Raw genomic sequence first — 20,922 nt, 5'->3', positions numbered from 1 at the left:
GTCGAGGCTGGGGTAGTGCTGGCGCAGGGCGTGGGCGAGGCGACGCACGTCGTCGGCGCCGGCGCCGGGGGCGGCGAGGCGCAGCCAGAGGTGCTGCCCGCCGGTGGGCCCGGACCGGGTGCGCAGGTGCGGAACACCGAGTTCCGCCAGCTGCGCGGCCAGCCGGTCGGCATCGGCGCGGGCGATCTCGGGGCCGTGGCGCCCGCTGTCGAGGTCGAACGCCAGCAGGCGGTAGCGATGGTCCGCGCCGGCCAGGTAGATCGCCCACGGAAATCCGGGCGCCTGGCTAGGCATGGCCATCGTGGTGGCGTACGTGTGGGTGCGATCCGGGTCGATCCGCACTCGGGCACGCGGCGACCAACGGCGCGTGCACACGTCGAAAAGGTGACGATTCGGTGCGGTGTCACCGGTGAAAGTGGCGACACGCGCAGCGATCGTTGGCTCTGATTCAGGGCGCGATGTACCCTGAGACCTGTCCGGCAAGACAGTCCCTTCGGGGATATGCGGTACCGAGAACGAGCGCCAACTCGTTCTCGCCAACTTCAGACGAAAGCCCTCGGCCTGCCCGCCGGGGGTTTTCGCATTTCAGTTGTAGTAACCGCTTCGGCTATGTGCTGGTGCGGCGGAGGACCCCGCCGCACTTTTCTATGCGGAGAGCGGCATCGGCATCACTTCCTGGTGGATTTCTCGTACAAGGTCCGGACGGCCGGCGAGGCTGGAGAGAAGGTCCGCTACGTACTGGCTGAGTGAGCTGGCACCGGAATTGGCTGCCATCACTTCCAGCACTTCGCGGACATCTTCCGGAACGCGGGTTTTCACTTCCTTGCGCGGCCCCTTGCTTGGCGTAGGCATGGTGTCGGCCCTTCCTCGTCACTGCTTCCGAACGCCCTTGATCTTGTCCCAGGTTGGTTCGGAAGAAGGGGAGCGACACGCCCCCAGTTCGCAACAGAAGTCATCCAGTGCAACATCGACCCTTTACTGATCGAGGCATGCGTGTGGAGTTATTTTAGTGATGAAATCTACAGACGTCGGATGTACTCCTGGCGTGTCGCACGGTCGCGCTCCCAGACTGCCTTAACGACCGAGAACTTCACCCCATAAAGCTTGGCCATGCTCGCCACCCGATCCTTGTCGTAGTCCTTGCGGCCCTTCTCGATACGCCCGAGCACGGTGGCCGAAATGCCGAGCTCTCGGGCTGCTTCTGCCTGCGTGAGGCCAGCCAGAGCGCGCAAATCGCTGAGCGTCATCCGGCCTTCCTGGATCGGAGCAAGGTCCGGGACGGTGACGCGCAAGACGTCGGCCACGCGCTTCAACAAGGGCGGGGTAGGGGCGGCCCGGCCGGTCTCCCAAGCCGAGACGGTCGCTTCCGAGACCTCCGCGGCATCAGCGAGGTCAGCCATCGTCATGTCGAGCGCTTGGCGGTATCTGCGCAGGCGAGCGCCACTGAAGCCGTGCATGCCGCTTCGAGCCAACTCCACTCCCTGCCCTGGATCCTCCTGTCGCCGCCCATTGTCTCGCCCCTTCTCGTTCCCTCGTAGCGCTAGTGTTTAAAATTCTGAGGTGCTAATCTACGGGTCAATTCCAGGACCCGCACTGAAGGTGCTGCGCCGAGGAGGGGGAGGGCCCGCCGTGTTGCGCGAACGCGCCGCTCTTGCTTACGATCCGCTCGCGCCCCTTCCGGGGGTTTCCCGAGGTCTGTCGTGGTCGGCTTCGGACGTAGCACTGACGCGATTGGCGGAGCTCTACCCAGAGCCAGCTACGGAACCCCGGGGAATCAACTTGCGCGTACCACCGAGTGCCGAACACCTGCGCCCAACACTCAATGAAGGGTGCGATCGGTCGTACCCGCTTCCGAACTGTGGCCGGCGACCCCTCGCGCCGCGTCCACTGCACCCGCTGACCTCAGGTCGTCGCTGCTCCGTCGACCTGGGGTCAGCGGCCCCGCTCAACCCGAATCCCGAGGGCAGCCAAGTCTTGATCGCACTCCCGGATCGTGAACAGCGACGTCGTGCTCAGTACCAGCAAAGGCTGCATAGGTTCCTGTGCAGCGTCAATCTTGTCGGCGAATGGGTCTCTCACGTGAGCCCCTCCACGCACACGAGTCCGCACAGCCGGTGCGTCGAGTGCCCGCCGCAACGGCTGAAGAGATCCAAGCGAAGGCGACCGATCCGGGATCCGTCAACCCGGAACCTTGCCTGGCACCCCAACGACAACGGACCCATACTCCGGAGTCGAAGCAACCGCTCTCTCCGAAGGTCGCTTTGCGCCGTATCTGGCTGTCCCCATTCCCTTCTCGGAACAAACAGGAATGACTGCTGGCGTTGGGAAACGGCTGTTCGGGAGGGAGAGAGATGAAGGGTTGGGGTACGCGGACTGTGGCCACCGTCGTCACCACGGCTGCGGTTCTGGCTGGTGTGGGTGGTCTGGTCCCGGTGCACGCGCAGACGAATTGGCTCGACGGGCTGATCGATGGGTGCCCGGATCTGTACGTCCTGGGGATGCAGGGCACCACGGAGTCCTCACCGGATGCGCCGGTGAAGGTCGACACCGGGATGCTGTCGAACATCATGGGACCGATGCTCGATCAGGCCCGTGAGCTGGGCGCGAGCGTCGATCGCGCCTACGTGCCGTATCCGGGATCGTTCGGGGGCCTGACCCCCGGGGGTAGCCGGTCGTACATCAAGTCCGTCACCGCGGGGGAGGAGAACCTGTCCCTGGCTGCGGAGAAGGTGCTCGAGCAGTGTCCGTCGGCCAAGCTCGCCGTGGTCGGCTACTCCCAGGGCGCTCATGCCGCCTCGAACTTCCTGCGGTCGGTCGGCAAGGGCACCGGGGTCGTTCCGGCCGGCGTGGTCGCGGCCGGTGCGCTGTTCGGCGCGCCGACCCGCAGCGCCGGATCGGGGTTGTTCCCCGGCACCTCGCAGAGCTCCCCGTCGCCGGTTCCCGACACCACGGGCGAGACGGTGAAGGCGCTGTCGTCGGTGGCGTTCACCGCCCCGGAAGGCGGCGGCATCGGCCCCGTCGCCGATCTGACCAAGGACTACGGCAGCTTGTCGGGTCGGGTGTCGTCCTGGTGCCAGACCGGTGATCTGGCGTGCGACGCCCCGGCGAACGCGCCGATCGTGCGGGCGGTGGTCAACGTCGCCGGGCAGGTCGAGGTCGGCGGTGATCCGTTCGTCGCCGTCGCCACGGTCGGCCGGGCCTTGGCCTCGACGGCGTTCACCACCGCCGTCGACGTGGTCAACGAGGACATTGCGGCTCCGAAGAACGCCCTCGAGGCGGTGTCGATCCAGCCGAAGAAGACCATCTCGCAGCGGCTGGCCGAAGCCTCCGATCCGCGGGCCACACCCCCGACCGGGCAGGACGTGACCGCGGCGTTGCTGAAGGTCGGTCTGATCGGCCTCAACGCCGCAGTCACGGTCGCCAAGAAGGTGCTCACCCCGGAGACGATCGCGGCGGTCGCGGCGGTCGGGCTGGCCAACCCCGCCGCAGCGTTCGGGGTGCTCGCCGCCAAGACGGTCGGTGTGCTGCCCGAGCTGGTTCCGCCGGCGACCTCGCAGCGGCTCGTGCGCCAGGCGTTCCAGGTCGTGGCGAACGAGATCGAGGCCAACCGGGACGCCTTCGATCTGGTGGCGATGACGACGCTGCGCAACGTCGCCGCCGAGCACGGCTCCTACGGGTCGGTCCCGGCCACCGCCAGCGGGCAGGCCCCGACACGATTCGTCGCGTCCTGGCTCGCCGCGGTCGCAGCCGACCTCGACGCCGCCACCTCCTCGGCCTCCACGTCGGCGGCTCCCACCTCCTCGGCCTCCACGTCGGCGGCTCCCACCTCCTCGGCCTCCACGTCGGCGGCTCCCACCACCTCGGCCACCACTACGGCGCGGCCGACGACCACCTCCGAGAACGTCTCGACCACGCCGTCGCAGACGGTCGCCTCCACCACCTCGGCACCGACCGCGACCACGACGCAGGTGGTCGATGCGGGACCGACGGTGCTCGAGCAGGGCGGCGTCTCGGCCGCCGCACTCAACTGATTCCCGCCCCGACACACACGAGAGAGAAGCGATCATGAGCACACATCGCAGGGCTTCGCGGCTTGCCAAGGCGAGCGTCGTGCCCGCCACGGCCGCAGCGATCGTGGCAGCAGGGTCGGGGCTGGCCTCGGCCGCTCCGGTCGAGCTGCCCGCGCAGGGCGGGGTGACCACCCCGGCCCCGTCCACCCAGGGCGGCACCACCAGCGCCCCGAAGCCGGCCCCGGCTCCTCCGGCCAAGCAGATCTACTGGACCCCGCCTCCCGCGCAGCAGCGTCAGTACGCGCCGCTGCCGGACTACAACTACGACACCAACCGTTACGAGCGGCAGTCCGCCCCGCCGCCGATCGACCCGATGACGCTGCGGGCGCCGCAGCCGGTCACCCCGGAGCCGATCTACCTCGCTCCGCCCGAGAAGATCATGATCGGCGATATCCACGTCAACCAGCCGAACTGGGTCACCGACGACGACCGCGAACGCACCAACAACACCGCCGGTCTGATCCGCTCCGAGGTGGCCACGTTCTACAAGTCGGTCGGTGTCGATGCCGGCCGCGCCGATCGGGTCGCTGCTGCGCAGATCGGTGCGACGGTGGCCGGTGCCGCAGCGGGTGCTGCGGCCGGGGCGGTTCCCGGCGCGCTGATCGGCGGCACCCTCGGCGGTATCGCCGGGGCTGCGGCCGGGGGTGTGGTGCCGCTGCCGATTCCGGTGCTGCCCGCGGTGACCACCGGGGTGGCCGGGACCGCGGCGGGCGCAGCGATCGGCGCTGCGGTCGGCGCGGTCCCCGGCGCGGTGGTCGGTGGCGCGGCCGGTCTGGCGGCCGGGACCGCGTTCGGTGCCGGTGACGACGAGGGCCAGCCCATCGAGGTCGAGTTGCCGGATGTGCACCAGGAGGCGCTCACCGAGCGGGCCGACGCCACGGTCGAGCAGTGGCAGTCCTCCGGTCCGGTCGGGCAGGCCGCGGCCGACGCCGTGCGCAGCGTCGTGACCGCAGCTCCGCAGGTCGATTCGCAGGTCCGTGAGTGGGTGAAGGTCCAGCCCGGTGGCGACGGTGTCGTCGCGGGAGCGGACACCGTGCTGACCATGTTCTTCGACGGTTCGCTCGGCACTGCCGCCGAGATGATCTCGTCCGCGGCCGCGGACGGCATCAACCCGGCCTGACCTGCCCGACCATCTCGCCGGTGGGGGCGGGTAGCTCCGCCCCCACCACCCGACGACGGAGGACACATTGTCGACCGGCAATCGAGGACAACTCTTCCCGGACGTGACCGAGCGGTACGGGCCGGAGCCGACTCCGACCGACGACACCGACACCGGATCGGTGTACTTCCCGATCCCCGAGGAGACCATCGACAGCGCCACGGTCGAGGCGGCGGAGCTCGAGCTGGTCGATGCTGCCTCCGTCCCCGATTCGTCCGGTGCCGACGATGATGCGGTCATCCAGACCGACCTCGAACCGATCGTCGAGGCCGATACCGCGATCCTGGCCGCACCTGCTGCGGCCCAGGACCCTTACATTTCCGCCGACCACGATGCTCCCGCGGCAACCGGCTACGCCGATCCCGCTGCTCACCACGACGATCCGGCCTCAGCAGAGGATCCGTATGCTGCGGCCCCGGAGTGGTTCCGCGCCCACATTCCGCGGGGTCCACTGGTGATTTCAGACCGTACCCGTGGGGGACTCAAGTCCGCGATCGGTCGCAGCCGTGCTCCTCGCCGCGCCCCGGCCGCGCCCGAGGTCGTCGAGCAGGCCGCCGCCCTGCCGGTCACCGACAGCACCCCCGCGGCCGCCACGACGGGCTCGGACCGGTCCCGGACCTGGATGTTCGTCGGTGGCGGTGTGGCTGCCCTGGCAGCGGTTTCCGCGGTGGTGGTGACCGTGATGAGCGGGGGAACCGACGAGCCGGAGACACCGCCGCTGCCGCCGGTCACCGCAGTGGCCTCGTCGTCGGCCGCCCCCACCACGACCGAGGCGGTGGCGGCCCCGGCGTGGTGCGCCCCGGTCACCGAGCCGGGTCGGGTCGTCGGCAACGGTCCCGGTGGCCGCGATTCCGGCCCTGCGGTGATCCAGGCGTTCGAGTACGCCTACTACGTCGAGCGGGACGGCAAGGCCGTCGCGGACCTGATGGTCCTGCCGGGCACCGATATTCAGTCGTTCATCGACGCCGTTCCGGTCGGGACCGAGCACTGCGTGAGCGTGCTGCCGACCGAGGACCCGAACCGCTGGTCGGTCGATGTGCTGCTGAAGTTCCCGCCCGTGGGAGACGAAGGCATCCACAAGCAGTGGATCACCACCCTGCCCGCCGACGGCGGGTTGACGATCGCGAACGTGGAGAACCGATGAACAACGTTGTTGCTTTTCGTCGTAGCCCGACAATCGAGCAGCCCGAACATCTCTCGGTCATCGTGGTGGCCGGCTCCGGCGCAGCGGGCGCGACCACGACCTGTTTCGGCCTGGCCACCGCCCTGCGCCTGGGCCTGGGCGCCGACGTCGCCGCGATCGACGGCACCTTCGGCGGCGGCAACCTGCTCGACCGGGTCGGCGTCGAACCGATCGACCCGGCCCGGGCGATCCGCCAGCTCGGCTCGCGCATGGCCGTCAGCAGCGCCGGGGCCGTCGTCGTCGGTCACGGCGACGCCACGGACACAGTGCTGGTGGACAGCCTGCTCGCCGACCGGCATCTCGCCCGCATCCACGACGTCGGAACAGCGTTGCGCTCACGGCGTCTGGCCCCGTTGCTCGAGGCCGGGGCCGCGATCGTGATCGTCGCCCCGGCCCGCTCGGAACCGCTGGCCCGGATGCGTGTCGGTCTCGAATGGCTCATCGGCACCTACGGGCGCGGCGTGCTGGCGCGCACGGTGGTGTCGGTCTCGCACCAGATGCCGCACCGCCTGGTGGATCTGGCACCGATCCGGGAGCACCTGGCCCCACGGGTCGCCGGCTTCGTCGAAGTGACCTTCGATGTGACCTTGGCGCGGCCGGGCACCGTCGATCACCGCCGCCTGTCGGTCGCCTCGATCGACGCCTGGACCGACGTGCTCGACACGTTGGGCCGCATCGAGGCCGGCCGCCACGACACCGATCACCAGGCCGGGGCGGGGGAGCTGGCATGAGCACCCGCGAACGCATCAGCGTCGAGGTGAGGGTCGATCCGTATCCGGTGGCTGCGCCCGGACCGGCGGTGTGGCTGCTCGGCGCGCACGGCGGGGCCGGGGTCTCCACCCTCGCCCAGTACTGGGACTTCGCAGGCGACGCGAATCACCAGTGGCCGTGCGGGGACGCCCGGGAGACCGAATCGCCGTATGTGGTGGTGGTCTGCCGCGAAACCATCCAGGGCCTGTCCAGCGCCCACGATCTGATCCTCGAGCACCGCAACCGGAATCTGGCGTGTGAGCTGCTCGGCCTGGTCACCGTCGCGAACGCGCCCGGTCAGCCCCCGAAGGAGGTGCGTCAGCTGCGCTCGATCGTCACTGGTGCGGTGCCGGCGCACTGGGTGATCGGTTGGCATCGCTTCCTGGCCTCGGCGGCCCGGTCGAGCCTGCCCACCTGGCGCGCCTTCGACGGCGTGCCCATTCACACCAAGGGAGCCGTGATCGCAGTTCCCGAGGACGTGATCGCTGCCGGCGTCGGCATCGTCACGGCAATCCAATCCGCCCTGCCGACCGTGTGGTCGGGGCAGTAGCCAGCACCTTCGAGCAAAGGACATGTGCATGTTCCAGACAGTCGTGGACACCGCGATTCTCGCGCAAGGCGCCGTGAATTTCGACATCAACCCGGAGGTGCCGCCGGGCGCGAACGGCCTGCTCAAGCTGCTGAACTGGCTGCTGTGGGGCGTGACGCTCGCGTGCGTGGCGGCCCTGATCTTCTCGGGCGGGAAGTTCGCGTGGGAGAAGTGGCAGCACGGCTCGGGGGACTCACCGAAGATGCTCGTCGGATCGCTGGTCGGGGCGATCGTCGCCATCTCCGCCAACCAGATCCTCAGCGCCGTCACCAGCGCGGCATAAGGCAGGGCGAGCGATGCAGGTGTCCGCACAGGGCGTGGTCAGCCCACCCCCCGACGTCCTCGAAGGGTTCCAGACGCTTCTGGGCTACGCGGCCGGGATCGTCTTCCTCCTGTGTGTGGCCAAGGTGATCTTCGTCGGCGCACGCCTGGCGTGGGACCACAAGCACGGCGCCGGCCTCGAATCCCCCACCGCGGCCGAGTTCGTCGCGGCGAACATCGGCGCGCTCCTCGCCGGCGGCGTGGCCGCCACCCTCGCCACGATCCTGCTGGCCACCGCACAGGGGCCCCAAGCCCAACAGCTCGGAGGCGGCCATTCCCCGACCGTCATCGACCAGCTCGAACAGCTCCAGCAACAGCAGCAACCCGACAACGAGGAGAACGAATGAGGAGGCGTCGGTGGGCGCGGGCCGTGGTGGTCGCGGTGGCGCTGGTGGCTGTGAGCTGCGGGGGATCGGAGACGACCGAGACCGCGGTGTCGCTGACCGACCCGCCGCAGATCGCTCGGTGGGTCACCGTCGGTGGCATCGAGGTTCCGATCGGCACCACCGACGGACCGCGAGGCGGCGAGTGGGAGCCCTTCGCCGGGTTCAGCCACACCCCGCAGGGCGCGGCCCTGGCGGCGATCACCCAGTCGGTGCAGCTGGCCACCGCCTCCGACCGCACCTGGCCGACGATCCTGGCCGGGGTGGCCGCCCCCGGCGAAGGCCGCGACCTGTACGCCGCCCACCGCGCCCTGGTGGAGATGTCGGGCACCGACCCCGAGACGGTGCCGACCATCGTCGGCTACACCCTCGCCGACTACAGCGACACCGCCGCCACCGTCGACGTCATCCAGCGGTTCTCCGACAACTCGCTCGCCTCCGCGACCACCCAGGTGGTGTGGATCGACGACGACTGGCGACTGAACCTGCCCAGCAACGACACCGCCACCATCACCGCCCTCGACGCGCTGCCGTCGGAGCTGGTCGACCTCGAGGAGACCCGCAAGTGACCGAGCAGAACACCACCGGCCAGACCGGGGACACGAACACTTCCTCACTCGAGGGCGCCGAGAACGAGCGCGCCTCGGCAGCAACGAAACTCACCATCGGGTTGGCGGCGGTGGCCGTCATTGTCGTCGTCGGTCTCGTGCTGAGCATCGTGATGCTCTTCCGCGGTGACGATGCCGAACCGCTGGTCTCGCTCGACCCGACCACTGACAACGGGGCTACCGCCCGACTCGAAGACCTCCAGTTCATGCCGGAACCCGTCTTCGACAAGCTCCACCGCGTCATCTACGTGCCGCTCGACCCCCACGGGGTGATCCTGTCCGACGCCCTCGCCACCGGGAACCGGCCCGCAGAGCAGGCACCGAGTGGGGTGATGCTCCAGCGCATCCACGGCAACATGGATCTTCCGTTCTCGACCTCCGACGGCCCCACCGGATTCACCGACAGCGGTGTGGCCACCGGGTTCGCGCGCACCCCGCAGGGAGCGGCGCTCGCCGCGGCCCACTACTTCGGGTACCTCGCTGCCGGCGACAACCGGGTCAAGATGCTCACCGAAGCAGGCCGGGTGTCGGACCCGACCGGTCAGTTGTCGACAGTGAAGCTTCCCGACAACACGCCGACTGGGGCGATGCCGATGGTCAACGTGACTTTCCATCCGGATCTGACTCTGGTGAAGTTCGGCGCCACCGTCGAGCGGCCGAGCGGGGCCACCGAGATCAGGGTGTCGAAGATCCCGGTGGTGTGGCGCGAGGGCACCGGATGGGTTGTCCAACTGGATTCGCCCGCCTTGGGTGGCGAGTTCGAGCCCATGTCGTCCGAAGGGTGGCAGCAGTGGTGGTGAACCGCAGCCTGCTCACCGGCATTCTTCGGCTGCTCGCTGTGATCTGCGCCGTTGCGGTCGTCGGTATCGGCGCAGCGGGTGCGGCATACGCGCAGGACACCGCTCCGTCCGGGGACTCGTCCGGCGGCAGCATCGACAGCACCGAGGTCGAGGAACAGACCGACGAGGACTCGGGATTCGACTGGCTCGAAACCGGTCTCGGGGGTGCGACCTGTGCCAACCCTCTTGGGGCTGCCATCAGCGGAGCCGTGGATATGTTCACCGATTCAGACGTTCCCGACTGCTTGGACGCAGCTGGCAACGTCGTCGATGCCGGAACGGGCGCGATCGAGGACGGCATCAATGACGCCGCTGCCGGCGCGGTCGAAAAGACTGCGCTGTGGATCGGCAATGCCGGTGTGGCGGTGTTGAAGTTCGCTCTCGGGTGGTGGATCACCGGCACCGAGATGGACGGGGACACCTTCCAGAGGACCGTGGCCACGGTCAACGACTACACCTTCTACATCCAGGTCGCCGCCTTGTCGTTGTCGCTGATCCTGCTCGGCGGGCGTCTGGCGCTGGCCCGCTCGGGGGCGATCCGCGACACCTCGGAAGAGGGCCTGAAACAACTGGCCCGCGCTGTGGTGCTCGCCGGGGGAGCAACGACGATGATCGTGCTCGGCACCCGTCTGGCCGATCAGGTGTCGGCGTGGTTCATCGGCAGTGCGGTCGGCTCCGATCCGTCCCGCCTGGCCGAAGCGATGGTGACGATCCAGCTCTATGCGGGTCCGGCCGGTGTCGGTTTGCTGTTCTTGATCGGCCTCATCGGGATGCTCGGCGGTTTGATGATGGCGTTTTTGATGCTGCTGCGCACCGGCATCCTGGTGCTCATGGCGGCGGCACTGCCCATCGCGGGTGCGGCCGGGGGCACGAAGGTCGGCAGCCAGGCATTCGAGAAGATGCTGGCCTGGACGATCGCGTTCTTGCTGGTCAAGCCGGTCGGGGCGTTCGTGATCGGGGTCTCGGCGATCCTGTTCCTCGAGGCCACCCCGACCATCACCGACCCCGAGAACGGGGACGGGTTCATGGCCCTGTCCGGGGTCATCACCTTGTGCGCCGCGGCCCTGGTGCTCCCGGCGCTGATGCGGCTGATCGTGCCGAACGTCGGCGCCCTCGGTGGCGGCGGCAGCGGCATGGCGGCCGCGGCCGGTGCGGCGGCGGTCGGCGCGAAGGTCGGCGGCATGATCGCCACCGGCGGTGCCAGTGGCGCAGCGTCCGGAGCGGCGACCACGTCGTCGACGTCGACGAGCATGGGCAACCCGCCCAGCGGCGCCCAGACCGGCGGCGCACCGTCCGGTTTCGGTACGGCAGGCGGGGGACCGGCCGGCAACCAGCAGGGCACCCCCTCCGGTGGCGGTGCCGGCGCGGCTCCGCAGGGCAACCAGCAGGGCACCCCCAGCGGCGGAGGGAATGGTCAGCCCGGCGGCAACACCTCCGGCACTCCCGGCGGCGGGTCCTCCGGTGATGCGGCGGCCGCGGCCGCGGTGGCGTCCGGTGCCGGTCGGCAGTTCCACCGAGGGGGCTTCGAGCAGTGAGCGAGGAGAAGACCTACAACACCTACGGCAACTGGCGCCGGCCTCGGGAGACCGGCATTCTCGGGGCCACTTTCGGCACCTCGATCGCCGCGATCGCCGCTGCGGCCCTGGTCATCATCACGGGCCTGTTCTTCGGCCTGAAGGTCACCGTGCTGCTGGCGGTCCCGATGATCGCCTGCTTCATCCCCCTGGTCATCTCCCGTGACGGGCGTTCCGGTTACGAAAGGGCACTGATGCGATTCCAGTTCTGGCGCGGCCGCCGTCGCGGTGAGCACACCTACGCCTCGGGCACGTTCTCCCGCGTCCCGGGGCGGGCGTACCGGCTGCCCGGGGTGCTCGCCGACACCGAGCTGTACGAGGGCATCGATTCGGACGGGCGCACCTTCGGGATGATCCACATGCCCAGCCGGGGTGCCTACACGGTCGTCTTCGACGCCTACCCGCAGGGTGCGGAGGCCGTCGATCAGGACGTGATCGACCACTACGTCGGCAACTGGGCGCAGTTCCTGTCCGCGGCGGGGGAGACCTCGGACATCCTCGCGGTGGTCACCACCGTCGAAACCCTGCCCGAGACCGGCATCGAGCTGTACGAGACGGTCCACCAGAACACCCGCGCCGATGCCCCGCAGCTGGCCCGCGACGCGGCCTACCAGCTCGCCACCGGGCTGACCACGGGCGGTATCCGTCTGGCTGCGCGGATCGCGATCACCTTCGAGGCCCAGACCACCGAGCGCAGGCAGGACCCCTCCGAGCAGGCCGTCGAGCTCGGCCGCCGGCTTCCCGGCTTGACCGCGGCCGCGGCACGGTCCGGTGTGCCGTGCTCACCGATGGACGCCGACGAGATCATGGCGTTCGTGCGCCGCTCCTACGACCCGGCCTCGCTCGTCGACGTGGAGACCGGCCTGCACTCCGGCGACGGCACCGGATTGACCTGGGAGGACTGCGGTCCCCGCACCGCCCACGAAAGCCCGGACGGCGGCAAATACGTCCACGACGGCGCAGTCTCGGTGACCTGGGAGATGCGCGAGGCCCCCAAGGGCGCGGTGACCGAACGGGTGCTGGCGCGCCTGCTGGCGCCGAACGAGGCGGTGCCGCTCAAGCGGGTGTCGGTGCTCTACCGGCCGCATTCGGCCGGCGATGCCACCGACATCGCCGACCGCGACTACCGCAACGCGATGGCCGAGGCCCACGGCGGCTCGCTCAAGAACGGCTCGATCGCCTCGGCCAAGTCGCAGATCGAGGTCGCCGCCACCTCGCAAGCCCGCATGGAGCAGGCCCGCGGTGCGGGCATGGTGCGCTTCGGGGTGCTCATCACCGTCACCGAACCGGCCGGCAGCGCCGATGTGCCGAAGATCGACGCCCTCATCGAAGACCTCTCGCGCCAGAGCCGACTGACGATCCGCCGCTCCTGGTGCTGGCAGGCCGCAGCGTTCGCGGCCTGCCTCGGTGTCGGGGTCCTCGCCCCCGACCACACCACCATTCCCAGCTTCCTCAGCAACTGACACGCAAAGGGCTATAGGCATGAGTGCACGCAACGCCACGAGATCGTCGCGGCTGCTCACAGCGGAGAAGATCGCCAAGACTCTGCTGCCGGACGACGAGCTCTCCCGCCTCGAAGAGCAGGCCGCCACCGCAACCGGACTCAAGAAGGCATGGAAGAAAAGCCTGGTCACCCGCCAGTACAGTCGCCGGGCGACGGTGGAGCGGTTGACCCGAATCAACACCGACGGCTTCGACCGACAGGTCGCCGATCTCGACGCCCGCGGATTCGACGGCCCCGGCGGGGGACGGATGTCCACGGTGATGCCCCCGGTCGAATACCGCGGCACGAGTGTGCAGGTCGCCGGGATCTACCCGTGGATCGTCGGCGCGAAGGCCCCGCTGCTGGGCACCCCGCTCGGCCGGCACCTGACCACCGGCGCCGCAGTCGGGTTCGATCCGCTCTACGCCTGGACGATGAAGGCGATCACCGCCCCGTCCTGTTTCATCTGCGCCCTCAACGGCTTCGGCAAATCCACCCTGCTGCGCCGCATCGCCCTCGGCGACATCGCCCGCGGCACGCTCGTGCTCGTGCCCGGTGACGTCAAGCCGGACCTGCGGGTACTCGCCGAGCAGGTCGGCGGGCAGGTCAGCGAGGTCGGCTACGGCACCGGCGCGATCAACCCGCTGGGCCGCGGCCCGATCGGCGACGCGATCGAGCAGCTGCCCGCCGGTTCCCTCGAACGGGAGAAGGCCGAGTTCGCGCTGCATGCCCGCCAGCTCAACATGCTCTGCGCGCTGCTCGAGATCGTCCGCCGCGGCCCGCTGAAGGACTTCGAGGAAACCCTGCTGGCCTCGGCGATCCGGCTGCTCTACGCACCGGGCTCGCAGTTCGACAACGCTCATGCGGCCCGGATCGAGGACCTGCTGACGCTGATCGCCGCCGGCCCGGACGAGCTGAGGGACGACGCGGTGGCCGACACCGACGAGGAATACCGCGGTCAGATCAAACCGCTGTTGCGCTCGCTGCGCGCGTTGGTCAAGGGCCGGTTCGGGGAGACCTTCAACCGGCACAGCACCGTGCGGATCGATATCGCCAAGCCGATGGTGGACCTGGACATGTCCTCGGTGCCGCCGGGGGACGAGTTGATGCGGGCCGCGGTGTTGCTCGCCGGCTGGAACGAGGCGTTCGCGGCGGTGGAGGCGGCGCACATCCTGGCCGACAACCAGGTGCCCGGCGCGAAGTCGATCGCGGCGCACATCATCTTGGACGAGGTGTGGCAGGTGATCGCGACCGGCAGCTCGGCGGTGGCGCGCCTGGATGCGGTGCAGCGGTTGCAGCGGTCGATGGGTGTGGCGCTGACGCTGGTCACCCACTCGTTGGCGGACTTCGAGAAGGTCGGGGCGTTGGGCATGATCGAACGCTCCCGCGCCCGGATCGTCGGCCCGGTCCCCGAGGCCGAACTCGACCGCCTCGCTCACTTCATGACGTTCTCGCAGGCCGAACGCGCGATGGTCACCGGCTGGGCCAACGACAGCACCTCCTCGGTGGAGGAGAAGAAGGCGCTGCGCCAGGCGCGCCGCACGAGCTCCGGCGACGACGGCACCGGCGCAGTCGAGAGCAAGCGCACCGCGGCCGGTGTCGGGCATTTCCTGCTCAAGCTCGGTGAAGGTGCGACACCGGGCACCCCGTTCAAGGTGTGGGTGCCCCAGGCAGAACGGGATTCCGGGATTCACGACACCGATGCCCGTCTGCGGGCCGCCGACGAAGACCGGGACACGGAGTTCGCAGCATGAGCCGGCGTCAACGTCCCGGCCGCCGCCGATACACCCTGGTCGACGAGCGCACCCGCGAGGCCGCGATCGAGGCGGTCCTTCAGCGCATGCAGGCCGGGGACAGCTTCACCGCCGCCACGCGAGCCGCCGCCCTCCAGCTGGAGGTGGCCGAGACGACGGTGCGGGGCTGGGTCAACCGCTCCGGCCGCCGCCCCCGCCGCACCGCACGCGATGTCGCCGCCCTGGAAGCGGAGCTGGCGCTGGCACAGGAGCTGAACCGGGCGCTGGCACGCAAGCACGGAGTCGCCGCCGAGGATCTGAGCCTGCGGTGACCGACAAGGGGGGCACCGGGCTGATCGCGCTGATCCTGGCGCTTACGCTCATTCCGTTCTTCCTGCTCCTCGTGCTCGTGATGGGGATCCAGGACGAGGAAGACCGTCAGACCGGCACGACCTGCCTCGGCCCCGGCTCCGGCCTCGGGTCCGGGGACCGGCTCGCCCCGAGGGGCTCGTTCCTCAAGCCGGTCGATCCCTCCGCCGTCACCCTCACCTCCAGGTTCGGTGAGCGGTGGGGGACCCAGCATCAGGGCATCGACCTGGCCGGGGCCATCGGCACCCCCATCTACGCCTCGGCGGACGCGGTGGTGCGCCATGCCGGCCCCGCCTCCGGGTTCGGGCAGTGGGTGGTCCTCGACCATGTGCAGGGTGGGCAGTTGGTGTCCACCGTGTACGGACACATCGACACCTACACCGTCGCCGCCGGTGAGCAGGTCCGCGCCGGTCAGCAGATCGCCACCCTCGGCAACCGGGGGGAATCGACCGGCCCGCACCTGCACTGGGAACTCTGGCCCGGCGGCTGGGGCACCGAAGCGGTGGATCCGCTGCCGTACTACGACTCCGCCCCCGCACCGGGACAGTCCTCGGCCGGGCCGACCACCTCGGTGCCGCCGGCCCCGTCCCAGGGGAATCGGGCGCAGCCGTTGCCGTTGTCGGCGGGCTCCGAGCAGGGCCTGCAGGTCGATGCGAAGAAACTCGCTCGGGCGATGCAACTGACGTTCGGCGACCGGATCGCGGGCCTCGGCGGGTGGCGCGCCGACGGCGGCTACGCCACCGACCACACCGAAGGCCGGGCTGTGGATGTGATGATCCCGAACCACCGCTCCGGCGACGGGGTGGCCCTCGGGGACGAGATCACCGACTACATCCTGGCCAATGCGGAGTTCTTCGACGTCGAGTACGTGATCTGGCGACAGACCTACTACCCCGCCGGCGGTGCCCCGAGTCTGATGGAAGATCGCGGCAGCGAGACCGAGAACCACTACGACCACGTGCACGTGTCCGTCCGGGGACAGGGCACCGACGAGACCCTGGTGTCGTGGGGATCGCTGCCCGGCGGCCGCGGCAACGCCACCGCCGCGGCCGCCGACTGCCTCATCTCCGGGGAAGGGGTGGGCGACTACCTCGCCGACGGCACCGTGCCGGACGAGTACGCGGCGTGGCTCGAGCGGGCCGGGTCGATCTGCCCGCAGATCACACCGTCGCTGATCGCCGCCCAGCTCGCCGCCGAGAACGGCTTTCGCCACGGAGACTCTGCGCCGGTGTCGGTGACCGGAGCGATGGGACCGGCGCAGTTCATGCCGGGCACCTGGGCGAGTTACGGCCAGGACTACGACGGCGACGGCCGGGTCGATGTGAACAGCATCGGCGATGCCGTCATGGCCCAGGGCCACTACATGTGCACCATCGCCGACACCATCGACGGCTGGATCGACGACGGCACGGTCAGCGCACCGAACGGGCGCACCGAGCTGTATCTGGCCGGCTACAACGCAGGCGAAGGCGCCGTCCTGAACTCCGGCGGGTTCCCCACCGGACACACCGACTACGTGGTGCAGACCCGCCCCTACGCCGACAAGATCATCGCCGCAGAACCGCAGTACCGGGCGATGAGCAACCAGTGAAAGAAGGCAAGCCCGTGAGGATCACACGAGTCACCGTCGCGGCCGTGTGCACCGCGGCCGCCGTCGCCCTGGCGGGCTGCGGCAGCGACACCCCCGACGACCAGCACGTGCATGAGGGCAGCGACGACCATCAGGTGATCGAGCCGCTCTCACCCCAGCAGATCGACGCCGACGACACTGCGATCACCGCCATGCAGATGATCCTGTCCTGGCAGCCGGCGATCGACGAGAGCAAGGCCGACGCCCTGATCCGGGCCACGCCGTATCTCGGGGGGGACCTGCTCGCCGTCGCCGAATCCGGCAGCCGTGCCGAAGTCCGGTCCGATGCCGACTGGCAGCAGTGGGCCGCGGCGAAAGACGCGGTGACGGCGGTCTGCGCTCATTCGGATACCACCCCGGCGGCCCCGGCCGGGATGCGCACCGTGGTCATCGACGTGATCTGCACTCAGACGGTGCTGCACGCCGGCGGGCGCAGCACCCGCCTGACCCCGCAGCTGTGGCGCACCACCACCGTCCGCACCGATGACGGGTGGCGACTGACCGACTACCGCTTCCAGCAGTAGAAGGGGCACACGACGATGACACACACCCGACGCGACCGGCCCCGCACCTCCTCCAGTGCGGACGAGGTGTTCCTCACCGCGTTCCCCTTCGTCGCTGTGGCGGCGTATCTGCCGACGATCGCCTACAACACCGGCGGGGGCCAAGATCCCACCTGGAACCCGATCGGCCTGCTGTTCGCCCTGGCATTCGGGTCGACGAGCTGGCCGGCCGGGGCAACCATCGTCCTCGGCGTCGAGCTGGTCCTGCTGGCGGTGCTCGCCGTACTCGCGTGGTGGGTGCTGCGCCGGTTCGGTGTCATCGAGACCGTGCAGGGCAAGCAGTTCGAAAAGCGCATCGACCGCCTCGCTCGCACGATGGTCGACCCGCGGGAAGTCGATGAGGCCGACCCGAAGTACCTCGCCGCCTCCACCGAACGGCTCGCCCCGACCATCTCGAAGAACCATCCCGGCTATCTCGGTATCCCCCTCGGCCATACCGTGGTCGGTAATCGATCCTTGCGCATGACCTGGGAATTCGTGGCGATCGCGTTCGCCGGCGCCCGCATGGGTAAGTCCGCATCGTTCGCTATCCCGGCGATCTGCCACGCCCCGGGGGCGGCGCTGGTGGCCTCGAACCGCGGCGATGTGTACTCGCACACCGTCGGTCTCCGCCGCCAGAGCGGGCGGGTGTGGGTGTTCGACCTGCAAGGGGTGACCACCGGTAACCGGCAGCAGCGAGCGAGCTTCTGGTTCGATCCGCTGCGCACCGTCACCGACCTGCCCTCTGCTGCGGCGGTGTGCGGCTACTTCATCTCCGCCGCCACCGACGCCGGCGCCCGCGTCGATGCCTACTTCGACGGCAACGCCCGGGACCTGTTCGCCTCCTACCTGCTCGCCGCCGCCCTGGCCGGCGGGGACATCCGGCATGTGGTCGAGTGGCTGACCCACACCCAATCGCAGATCCCCCCGGCGGTGCTCGAGCAGCACGGCTACCCGGAACTCGCCCGCACGATGCGCGGCAAGCAGGCCGTCAACGCCAAACAACGTGACGGCTTCTACGACATGGCCCGCCGCTTCCTGTCCCCGCTGGACGAACCCCGCTACGCCGACGCGGTCCTGCCGAACCGCCGGGTGGTCATCGGCACCGACACGAACGGCCAGGTCACCGTCACCCCCGGCCGCCGCGTTCACGACCTGCCGGAATTCCTCGCCGACGAGTTCGTCAAGCGCACCGACACGATGTACGCGATGTCGAAGGACGGGCCCGGCTCGTCCTCGGCGATCTCGAGTGCCCTGGTCGGCCAGATCCTCACCTGCGCCGAGGAATACTCCGAGCAGCAGCAACCGGAACGGATGCCGCTCCCGCTGACGGCGGTGCTCGACGAGGCCGCCAACATCTGCAAGATCGAGGACCTGCCCCGCTGGTACTCACACTTCGGTGGCCGCGGCATCATCCTCATCACCTTCTTCCAGTCCCCCTCCCAGGGCGAGAAGGTCTGGGGCCGCGAAGCGTTCAAAGCCATGGTCGATGCGTGCAGCGTGATCTGGTACGGCGGCAACGTCGAAGACGACGCATTCCTGTCCGGCCTGGTCGATGCCGTCGGCACCCACTACGTCGACACCGAATCCCGCAGTCGCCCCGCCGGCTTCTTCGCCAGCAGTCAGGCCAGCGTGTCGAGCAGCTGGCAGAAGGAAACCATCTTCGAAAAGCGGGACCTGCGAGCACTGCCGAAAACCCGCGCCCTCGTCACGATCGGTGGCTCCACCCCGATCCTGGTCCGCAAAGCGTTCTGGGGGGACTCGCCGTTCGCCGAGGAGATCCGCCAGTCCAAGCAGGAAAGCAAGCAGCTCGGCCCCGCCCAGCAGAAAGCCCTGCCCGTCGGTGAATCCGAACGGCCTGCTGTGGTTGCCGACATGGTGGTGCCGTCCGAGGAACAGGCCGACACTGCACCTATTCCCCTCGAGCCCACGCCCGAGACTTCTCGCGCCGACCGGCTCTTCCGCTCCGAGTTTCTGACAAAGGACTGAACATGGTCGAGGTCAACACCGCAGCGTCCGACGAGTGGGCCACCAGCAACGAAGCACCCGACGGTGATGAGTACGAAGACGAGTACGAGCCGGACGAGGACACGGACGAGGACGAGACAGACGAGCCCGCCGACGAGTACGAAGACGAGACAGACTCACCCCAGAAGAAGGAGCCGAAGTTCGCCAACGTCATCGAGTGGGTCAACGGCTTCTTCCTGCCAGTGATCCGCCGCCGGATCAGCGACAACGACGGTGGGCTGTCCTGGGACCCGAGATGGTGGGCGTATCCGGAGGTCGTCGCCCGACTGACCGCCCTGCACCAGGCCTGGGAGGAAGCGCGGGTGTCGGACTCGATGTCTGCGATGTCCTCGTGGTGGATCCAGCACCTCGAACCGCACCTGCGGGTCATCCTCGACGGCGACACCGGACCGATGGCCAACGCCAAAGCCGACCGAAGCTTCATGGGCTGGCCGGCCATGCCCGCCGACCCGGTTCCCTCCAACGTTATCGAGAACATCCTCAACTACTACGGCTAGAAGGCAGTGAGCACCCAAATAGGCCCCGGGCTGAGACTGACGAGCCCCAACAGAAACTCGCGGAGAAGCATCCCGAGCCGGGCACCGGCCCACTGCCGATAGCACCCTCTTAGGATCCGAAGGTCTTTTGTGATCGTCGATCTGAGGTGTAGTAGCAATGGTGAGTGTCGCCGAAGTGGAATCGGCTCGGGCAGACGTGTTCGCTGAGGTTGTCACCCGACATGATTCGGAAGAGCTGCGGGATCCTCCGCACTGGTTGGACATGCTGGCAGAACTGAAGAAGACAATGCCAGGGTTGCCGACGTTGTCGTTGGACACGGTCGTGTGGGAACAATCGCTGTCGAGCAGGGGGCGCGGCGTCCGAGGTCGTGGAAAACCGCCGCTGGTGAAGAGGCACACGGTGCGCGATGGGTTCGCCGATGGCAAGCCCGTTGCCCGCGTGGCGCACGCCCTAGCCAAACGGCACGGTGTCGATGATCTGACGCCGTGGCCGGTGAACGCAGTCGTCAACGCCAAGCTGTTGACAGTACCTACCGAAACCTTCACGCCGTCGATGCTGACTGCGGCGGCGATGCCGCAGGTGGTGGAGGCATTGACACGAAGGGCGCAGAACGAGTTGAAGGTGCTCGCGCCGGCGCTGCTGTTGGAGAAACAGAGTCGCACCTACCTCGAGTCGAATGGAACCCGGATCGGCAGGCTGCTGGCGGACTCGTGCCGCAGCTACGGGGTAACCGGCCCGGGTCCGTACATGACGCTGTTGGCGCGGAACTGGTCGATGCTGTATTGGGTACAGGCGGTCGCCGCGGCCGGTCACGTATTCGTCGAAGACGAAGGCAGCCACGACCTGTTCTTCGCAGATGGCATCGCTGCACAGAAGATCCTGCACGACGACATGCCACGTGACGAGTGGGACGGAACGCTGCCCTCGCCATCAGGTGTTCTGCTTGCCGTGACAGACCCTGAAATCGACAAGCACGGTGGGGTACTGCTCGCATGGCGAGATGCCGGCACATACGTAGATCTCGTACGCATCGCGAGGGTAAGTCCCGGGGAGTGGTGGGAATCGGCTGAGGGCATCGGTCCAGGTCCGCGGCGTGTCGTTCCCGCTCTGCGGGTGGGCCATCGCGTAGTGATCAACGAGTTACCTCTCACAGTGACTCACAG

20 protein-coding genes and 1 pseudogene are annotated in these 20,922 nt (G+C 68.8%); 18 read left to right on the top strand and 3 right to left on the bottom strand.

All coding sequences use genetic code 11. The features are described 5' to 3' along the window. The 3 genes and pseudogenes from G6039_RS30850 to G6039_RS26250 all read right to left on the bottom strand — a co-directional run. A pseudogene (locus G6039_RS30850) lies at positions 1-342 on the bottom strand (hypothetical protein); the annotation flags it as partial. A 303-nt stretch (positions 343-645) separates the two neighbouring features. Continuing rightward, complete coding sequence (locus tag G6039_RS26255) at positions 646-852, bottom strand: toxin-antitoxin system (protein ID WP_139311051.1); 207 nt, start codon at positions 850-852, stop codon at positions 646-648. A 167-nt stretch (positions 853-1,019) separates the two neighbouring features. Beyond that, positions 1,020-1,457 carry a helix-turn-helix domain-containing protein gene (locus G6039_RS26250; protein ID WP_206531359.1) on the bottom strand — a complete coding sequence of 146 codons (438 nt, stop codon included), beginning with the start codon at positions 1,455-1,457 and terminating at the stop codon, positions 1,020-1,022. Positions 1,458-2,351: 894 nt separating this feature from the next. Between G6039_RS26250 and G6039_RS26245 the strand changes: the two genes are divergently transcribed. From G6039_RS26245 to G6039_RS26160, 18 genes are all read left to right on the top strand, one after another. Further along, positions 2,352-4,031, top strand: a complete 1,680-nt coding sequence (locus G6039_RS26245; RefSeq protein WP_051446176.1) for a cutinase family protein — start codon at positions 2,352-2,354, stop codon at positions 4,029-4,031. Positions 4,032-4,065: 34 nt separating this feature from the next. Further along, positions 4,066-5,190: an insoluble domain protein gene (locus tag G6039_RS26240; protein WP_072636226.1), complete on the top strand. Its 1,125-nt coding sequence runs from the start codon at positions 4,066-4,068 to the stop codon at positions 5,188-5,190. 103 nt (positions 5,191-5,293) lie between these two features. Continuing rightward, positions 5,294-6,373 (top strand): DUF8176 domain-containing protein, encoded by a 1,080-nt coding sequence (locus tag G6039_RS26235; protein WP_010596731.1) that lies wholly within the window; start codon positions 5,294-5,296, stop codon positions 6,371-6,373. Further along, entirely contained in the window at positions 6,370-7,143 is a 774-nt protein-coding gene (locus G6039_RS26230; RefSeq protein ID WP_043802621.1) for a hypothetical protein, read from the top strand. Before G6039_RS26235 ends, G6039_RS26230 begins: the two co-directional genes overlap by 4 nt. Beyond that, positions 7,140-7,712: a DUF6668 family protein gene (locus tag G6039_RS26225; RefSeq protein WP_010596729.1), complete on the top strand. Its 573-nt coding sequence runs from the start codon at positions 7,140-7,142 to the stop codon at positions 7,710-7,712. Before G6039_RS26230 ends, G6039_RS26225 begins: the two co-directional genes overlap by 4 nt. A gap of 28 nt (positions 7,713-7,740) precedes the next feature. Beyond that, complete coding sequence (locus tag G6039_RS26220) at positions 7,741-8,034, top strand: hypothetical protein (protein WP_010596728.1); 294 nt, start codon at positions 7,741-7,743, stop codon at positions 8,032-8,034. 13 nt (positions 8,035-8,047) lie between these two features. After that, positions 8,048-8,419 (top strand): hypothetical protein, encoded by a 372-nt coding sequence (locus G6039_RS26215; RefSeq protein WP_010596727.1) that lies wholly within the window; start codon positions 8,048-8,050, stop codon positions 8,417-8,419. After that, complete coding sequence (locus tag G6039_RS26210) at positions 8,416-9,024, top strand: DUF8175 domain-containg protein (protein WP_051009426.1); 609 nt, start codon at positions 8,416-8,418, stop codon at positions 9,022-9,024. Before G6039_RS26215 ends, G6039_RS26210 begins: the two co-directional genes overlap by 4 nt. Then, the gene (locus G6039_RS26205) at positions 9,021-9,863 is read left to right on the top strand and encodes a DUF8175 domain-containg protein (RefSeq protein WP_010596725.1); all 843 of its coding nucleotides are present in this window, start codon (positions 9,021-9,023) and stop codon (positions 9,861-9,863) included. Before G6039_RS26210 ends, G6039_RS26205 begins: the two co-directional genes overlap by 4 nt. Beyond that, the gene (locus G6039_RS26200) at positions 9,854-11,437 is read left to right on the top strand and encodes a hypothetical protein (RefSeq protein WP_010596724.1); all 1,584 of its coding nucleotides are present in this window, start codon (positions 9,854-9,856) and stop codon (positions 11,435-11,437) included. Before G6039_RS26205 ends, G6039_RS26200 begins: the two co-directional genes overlap by 10 nt. Then, on the top strand, positions 11,434-12,939 hold the full coding sequence (locus tag G6039_RS26195; RefSeq protein WP_043802627.1) for an SCO6880 family protein: 1,506 nt from the start codon (positions 11,434-11,436) through the stop codon (positions 12,937-12,939). Before G6039_RS26200 ends, G6039_RS26195 begins: the two co-directional genes overlap by 4 nt. A 19-nt stretch (positions 12,940-12,958) precedes the next feature. Further along, the gene (locus G6039_RS26190) at positions 12,959-14,713 is read left to right on the top strand and encodes an ATP-binding protein (protein WP_043802631.1); all 1,755 of its coding nucleotides are present in this window, start codon (positions 12,959-12,961) and stop codon (positions 14,711-14,713) included. Further along, positions 14,710-15,024 (top strand): hypothetical protein, encoded by a 315-nt coding sequence (locus tag G6039_RS26185; RefSeq protein WP_043802635.1) that lies wholly within the window; start codon positions 14,710-14,712, stop codon positions 15,022-15,024. Before G6039_RS26190 ends, G6039_RS26185 begins: the two co-directional genes overlap by 4 nt. Beyond that, positions 15,021-16,652: a M23 family metallopeptidase gene (locus G6039_RS26180; protein WP_043802638.1), complete on the top strand. Its 1,632-nt coding sequence runs from the start codon at positions 15,021-15,023 to the stop codon at positions 16,650-16,652. Before G6039_RS26185 ends, G6039_RS26180 begins: the two co-directional genes overlap by 4 nt. Positions 16,653-16,666: 14 nt before the next feature. Then, on the top strand, positions 16,667-17,215 hold the full coding sequence (locus tag G6039_RS26175) for a hypothetical protein (protein WP_026137918.1): 549 nt from the start codon (positions 16,667-16,669) through the stop codon (positions 17,213-17,215). Between the two features lie 15 nt (positions 17,216-17,230). Next, positions 17,231-19,222, top strand: coding sequence for a type IV secretory system conjugative DNA transfer family protein (locus G6039_RS26170; protein WP_017681377.1), 1,992 nt, complete (start codon positions 17,231-17,233; stop codon positions 19,220-19,222). 2 nt (positions 19,223-19,224) lie between these two features. Further along, positions 19,225-19,758, top strand: a complete 534-nt coding sequence (locus G6039_RS26165; protein WP_017681376.1) for a DUF4913 domain-containing protein — start codon at positions 19,225-19,227, stop codon at positions 19,756-19,758. 157 nt (positions 19,759-19,915) lie between these two features. Further along, positions 19,916-20,922: hypothetical protein (locus G6039_RS26160; protein ID WP_241258912.1), on the top strand; the 1,007-nt coding region annotated here is incomplete at its 3' end.

The sequence above is a fragment of the Rhodococcus aetherivorans genome (assembly GCF_011058165.1).
GTDB lineage: Bacteria > Actinomycetota > Actinomycetes > Mycobacteriales > Mycobacteriaceae > Rhodococcus > Rhodococcus aetherivorans.
The sequence above is the reverse complement of the archived record's forward strand: the minus strand, read 5'-3'. Positions and strand labels throughout refer to the sequence as shown.

Coding starts and splice junctions, on each gene's coding strand:
- G6039_RS26210 (WP_051009426.1), top strand. CDS start 8,416: ATGAGGAGGCGTCGGTGGGCGCGGGCCGTGGTGGTCGCGGTGGCGCTG.
- G6039_RS26230 (WP_043802621.1), top strand. CDS start 6,370: ATGAACAACGTTGTTGCTTTTCGTCGTAGCCCGACAATCGAGCAGCCC.
- G6039_RS26185 (WP_043802635.1), top strand. CDS start 14,710: ATGAGCCGGCGTCAACGTCCCGGCCGCCGCCGATACACCCTGGTCGAC.
- G6039_RS26245 (WP_051446176.1), top strand. CDS start 2,352: ATGAAGGGTTGGGGTACGCGGACTGTGGCCACCGTCGTCACCACGGCT.
- G6039_RS26220 (WP_010596728.1), top strand. CDS start 7,741: ATGTTCCAGACAGTCGTGGACACCGCGATTCTCGCGCAAGGCGCCGTG.
- G6039_RS26170 (WP_017681377.1), top strand. CDS start 17,231: ATGACACACACCCGACGCGACCGGCCCCGCACCTCCTCCAGTGCGGAC.
- G6039_RS26190 (WP_043802631.1), top strand. CDS start 12,959: ATGAGTGCACGCAACGCCACGAGATCGTCGCGGCTGCTCACAGCGGAG.
- G6039_RS26240 (WP_072636226.1), top strand. CDS start 4,066: ATGAGCACACATCGCAGGGCTTCGCGGCTTGCCAAGGCGAGCGTCGTG.
- G6039_RS26165 (WP_017681376.1), top strand. CDS start 19,225: ATGGTCGAGGTCAACACCGCAGCGTCCGACGAGTGGGCCACCAGCAAC.
- G6039_RS26250 (WP_206531359.1), bottom strand. CDS start 1,457: ATGCACGGCTTCAGTGGCGCTCGCCTGCGCAGATACCGCCAAGCGCTC.
- G6039_RS26215 (WP_010596727.1), top strand. CDS start 8,048: ATGCAGGTGTCCGCACAGGGCGTGGTCAGCCCACCCCCCGACGTCCTC.
- G6039_RS26255 (WP_139311051.1), bottom strand. CDS start 852: ATGCCTACGCCAAGCAAGGGGCCGCGCAAGGAAGTGAAAACCCGCGTT.
- G6039_RS26225 (WP_010596729.1), top strand. CDS start 7,140: ATGAGCACCCGCGAACGCATCAGCGTCGAGGTGAGGGTCGATCCGTAT.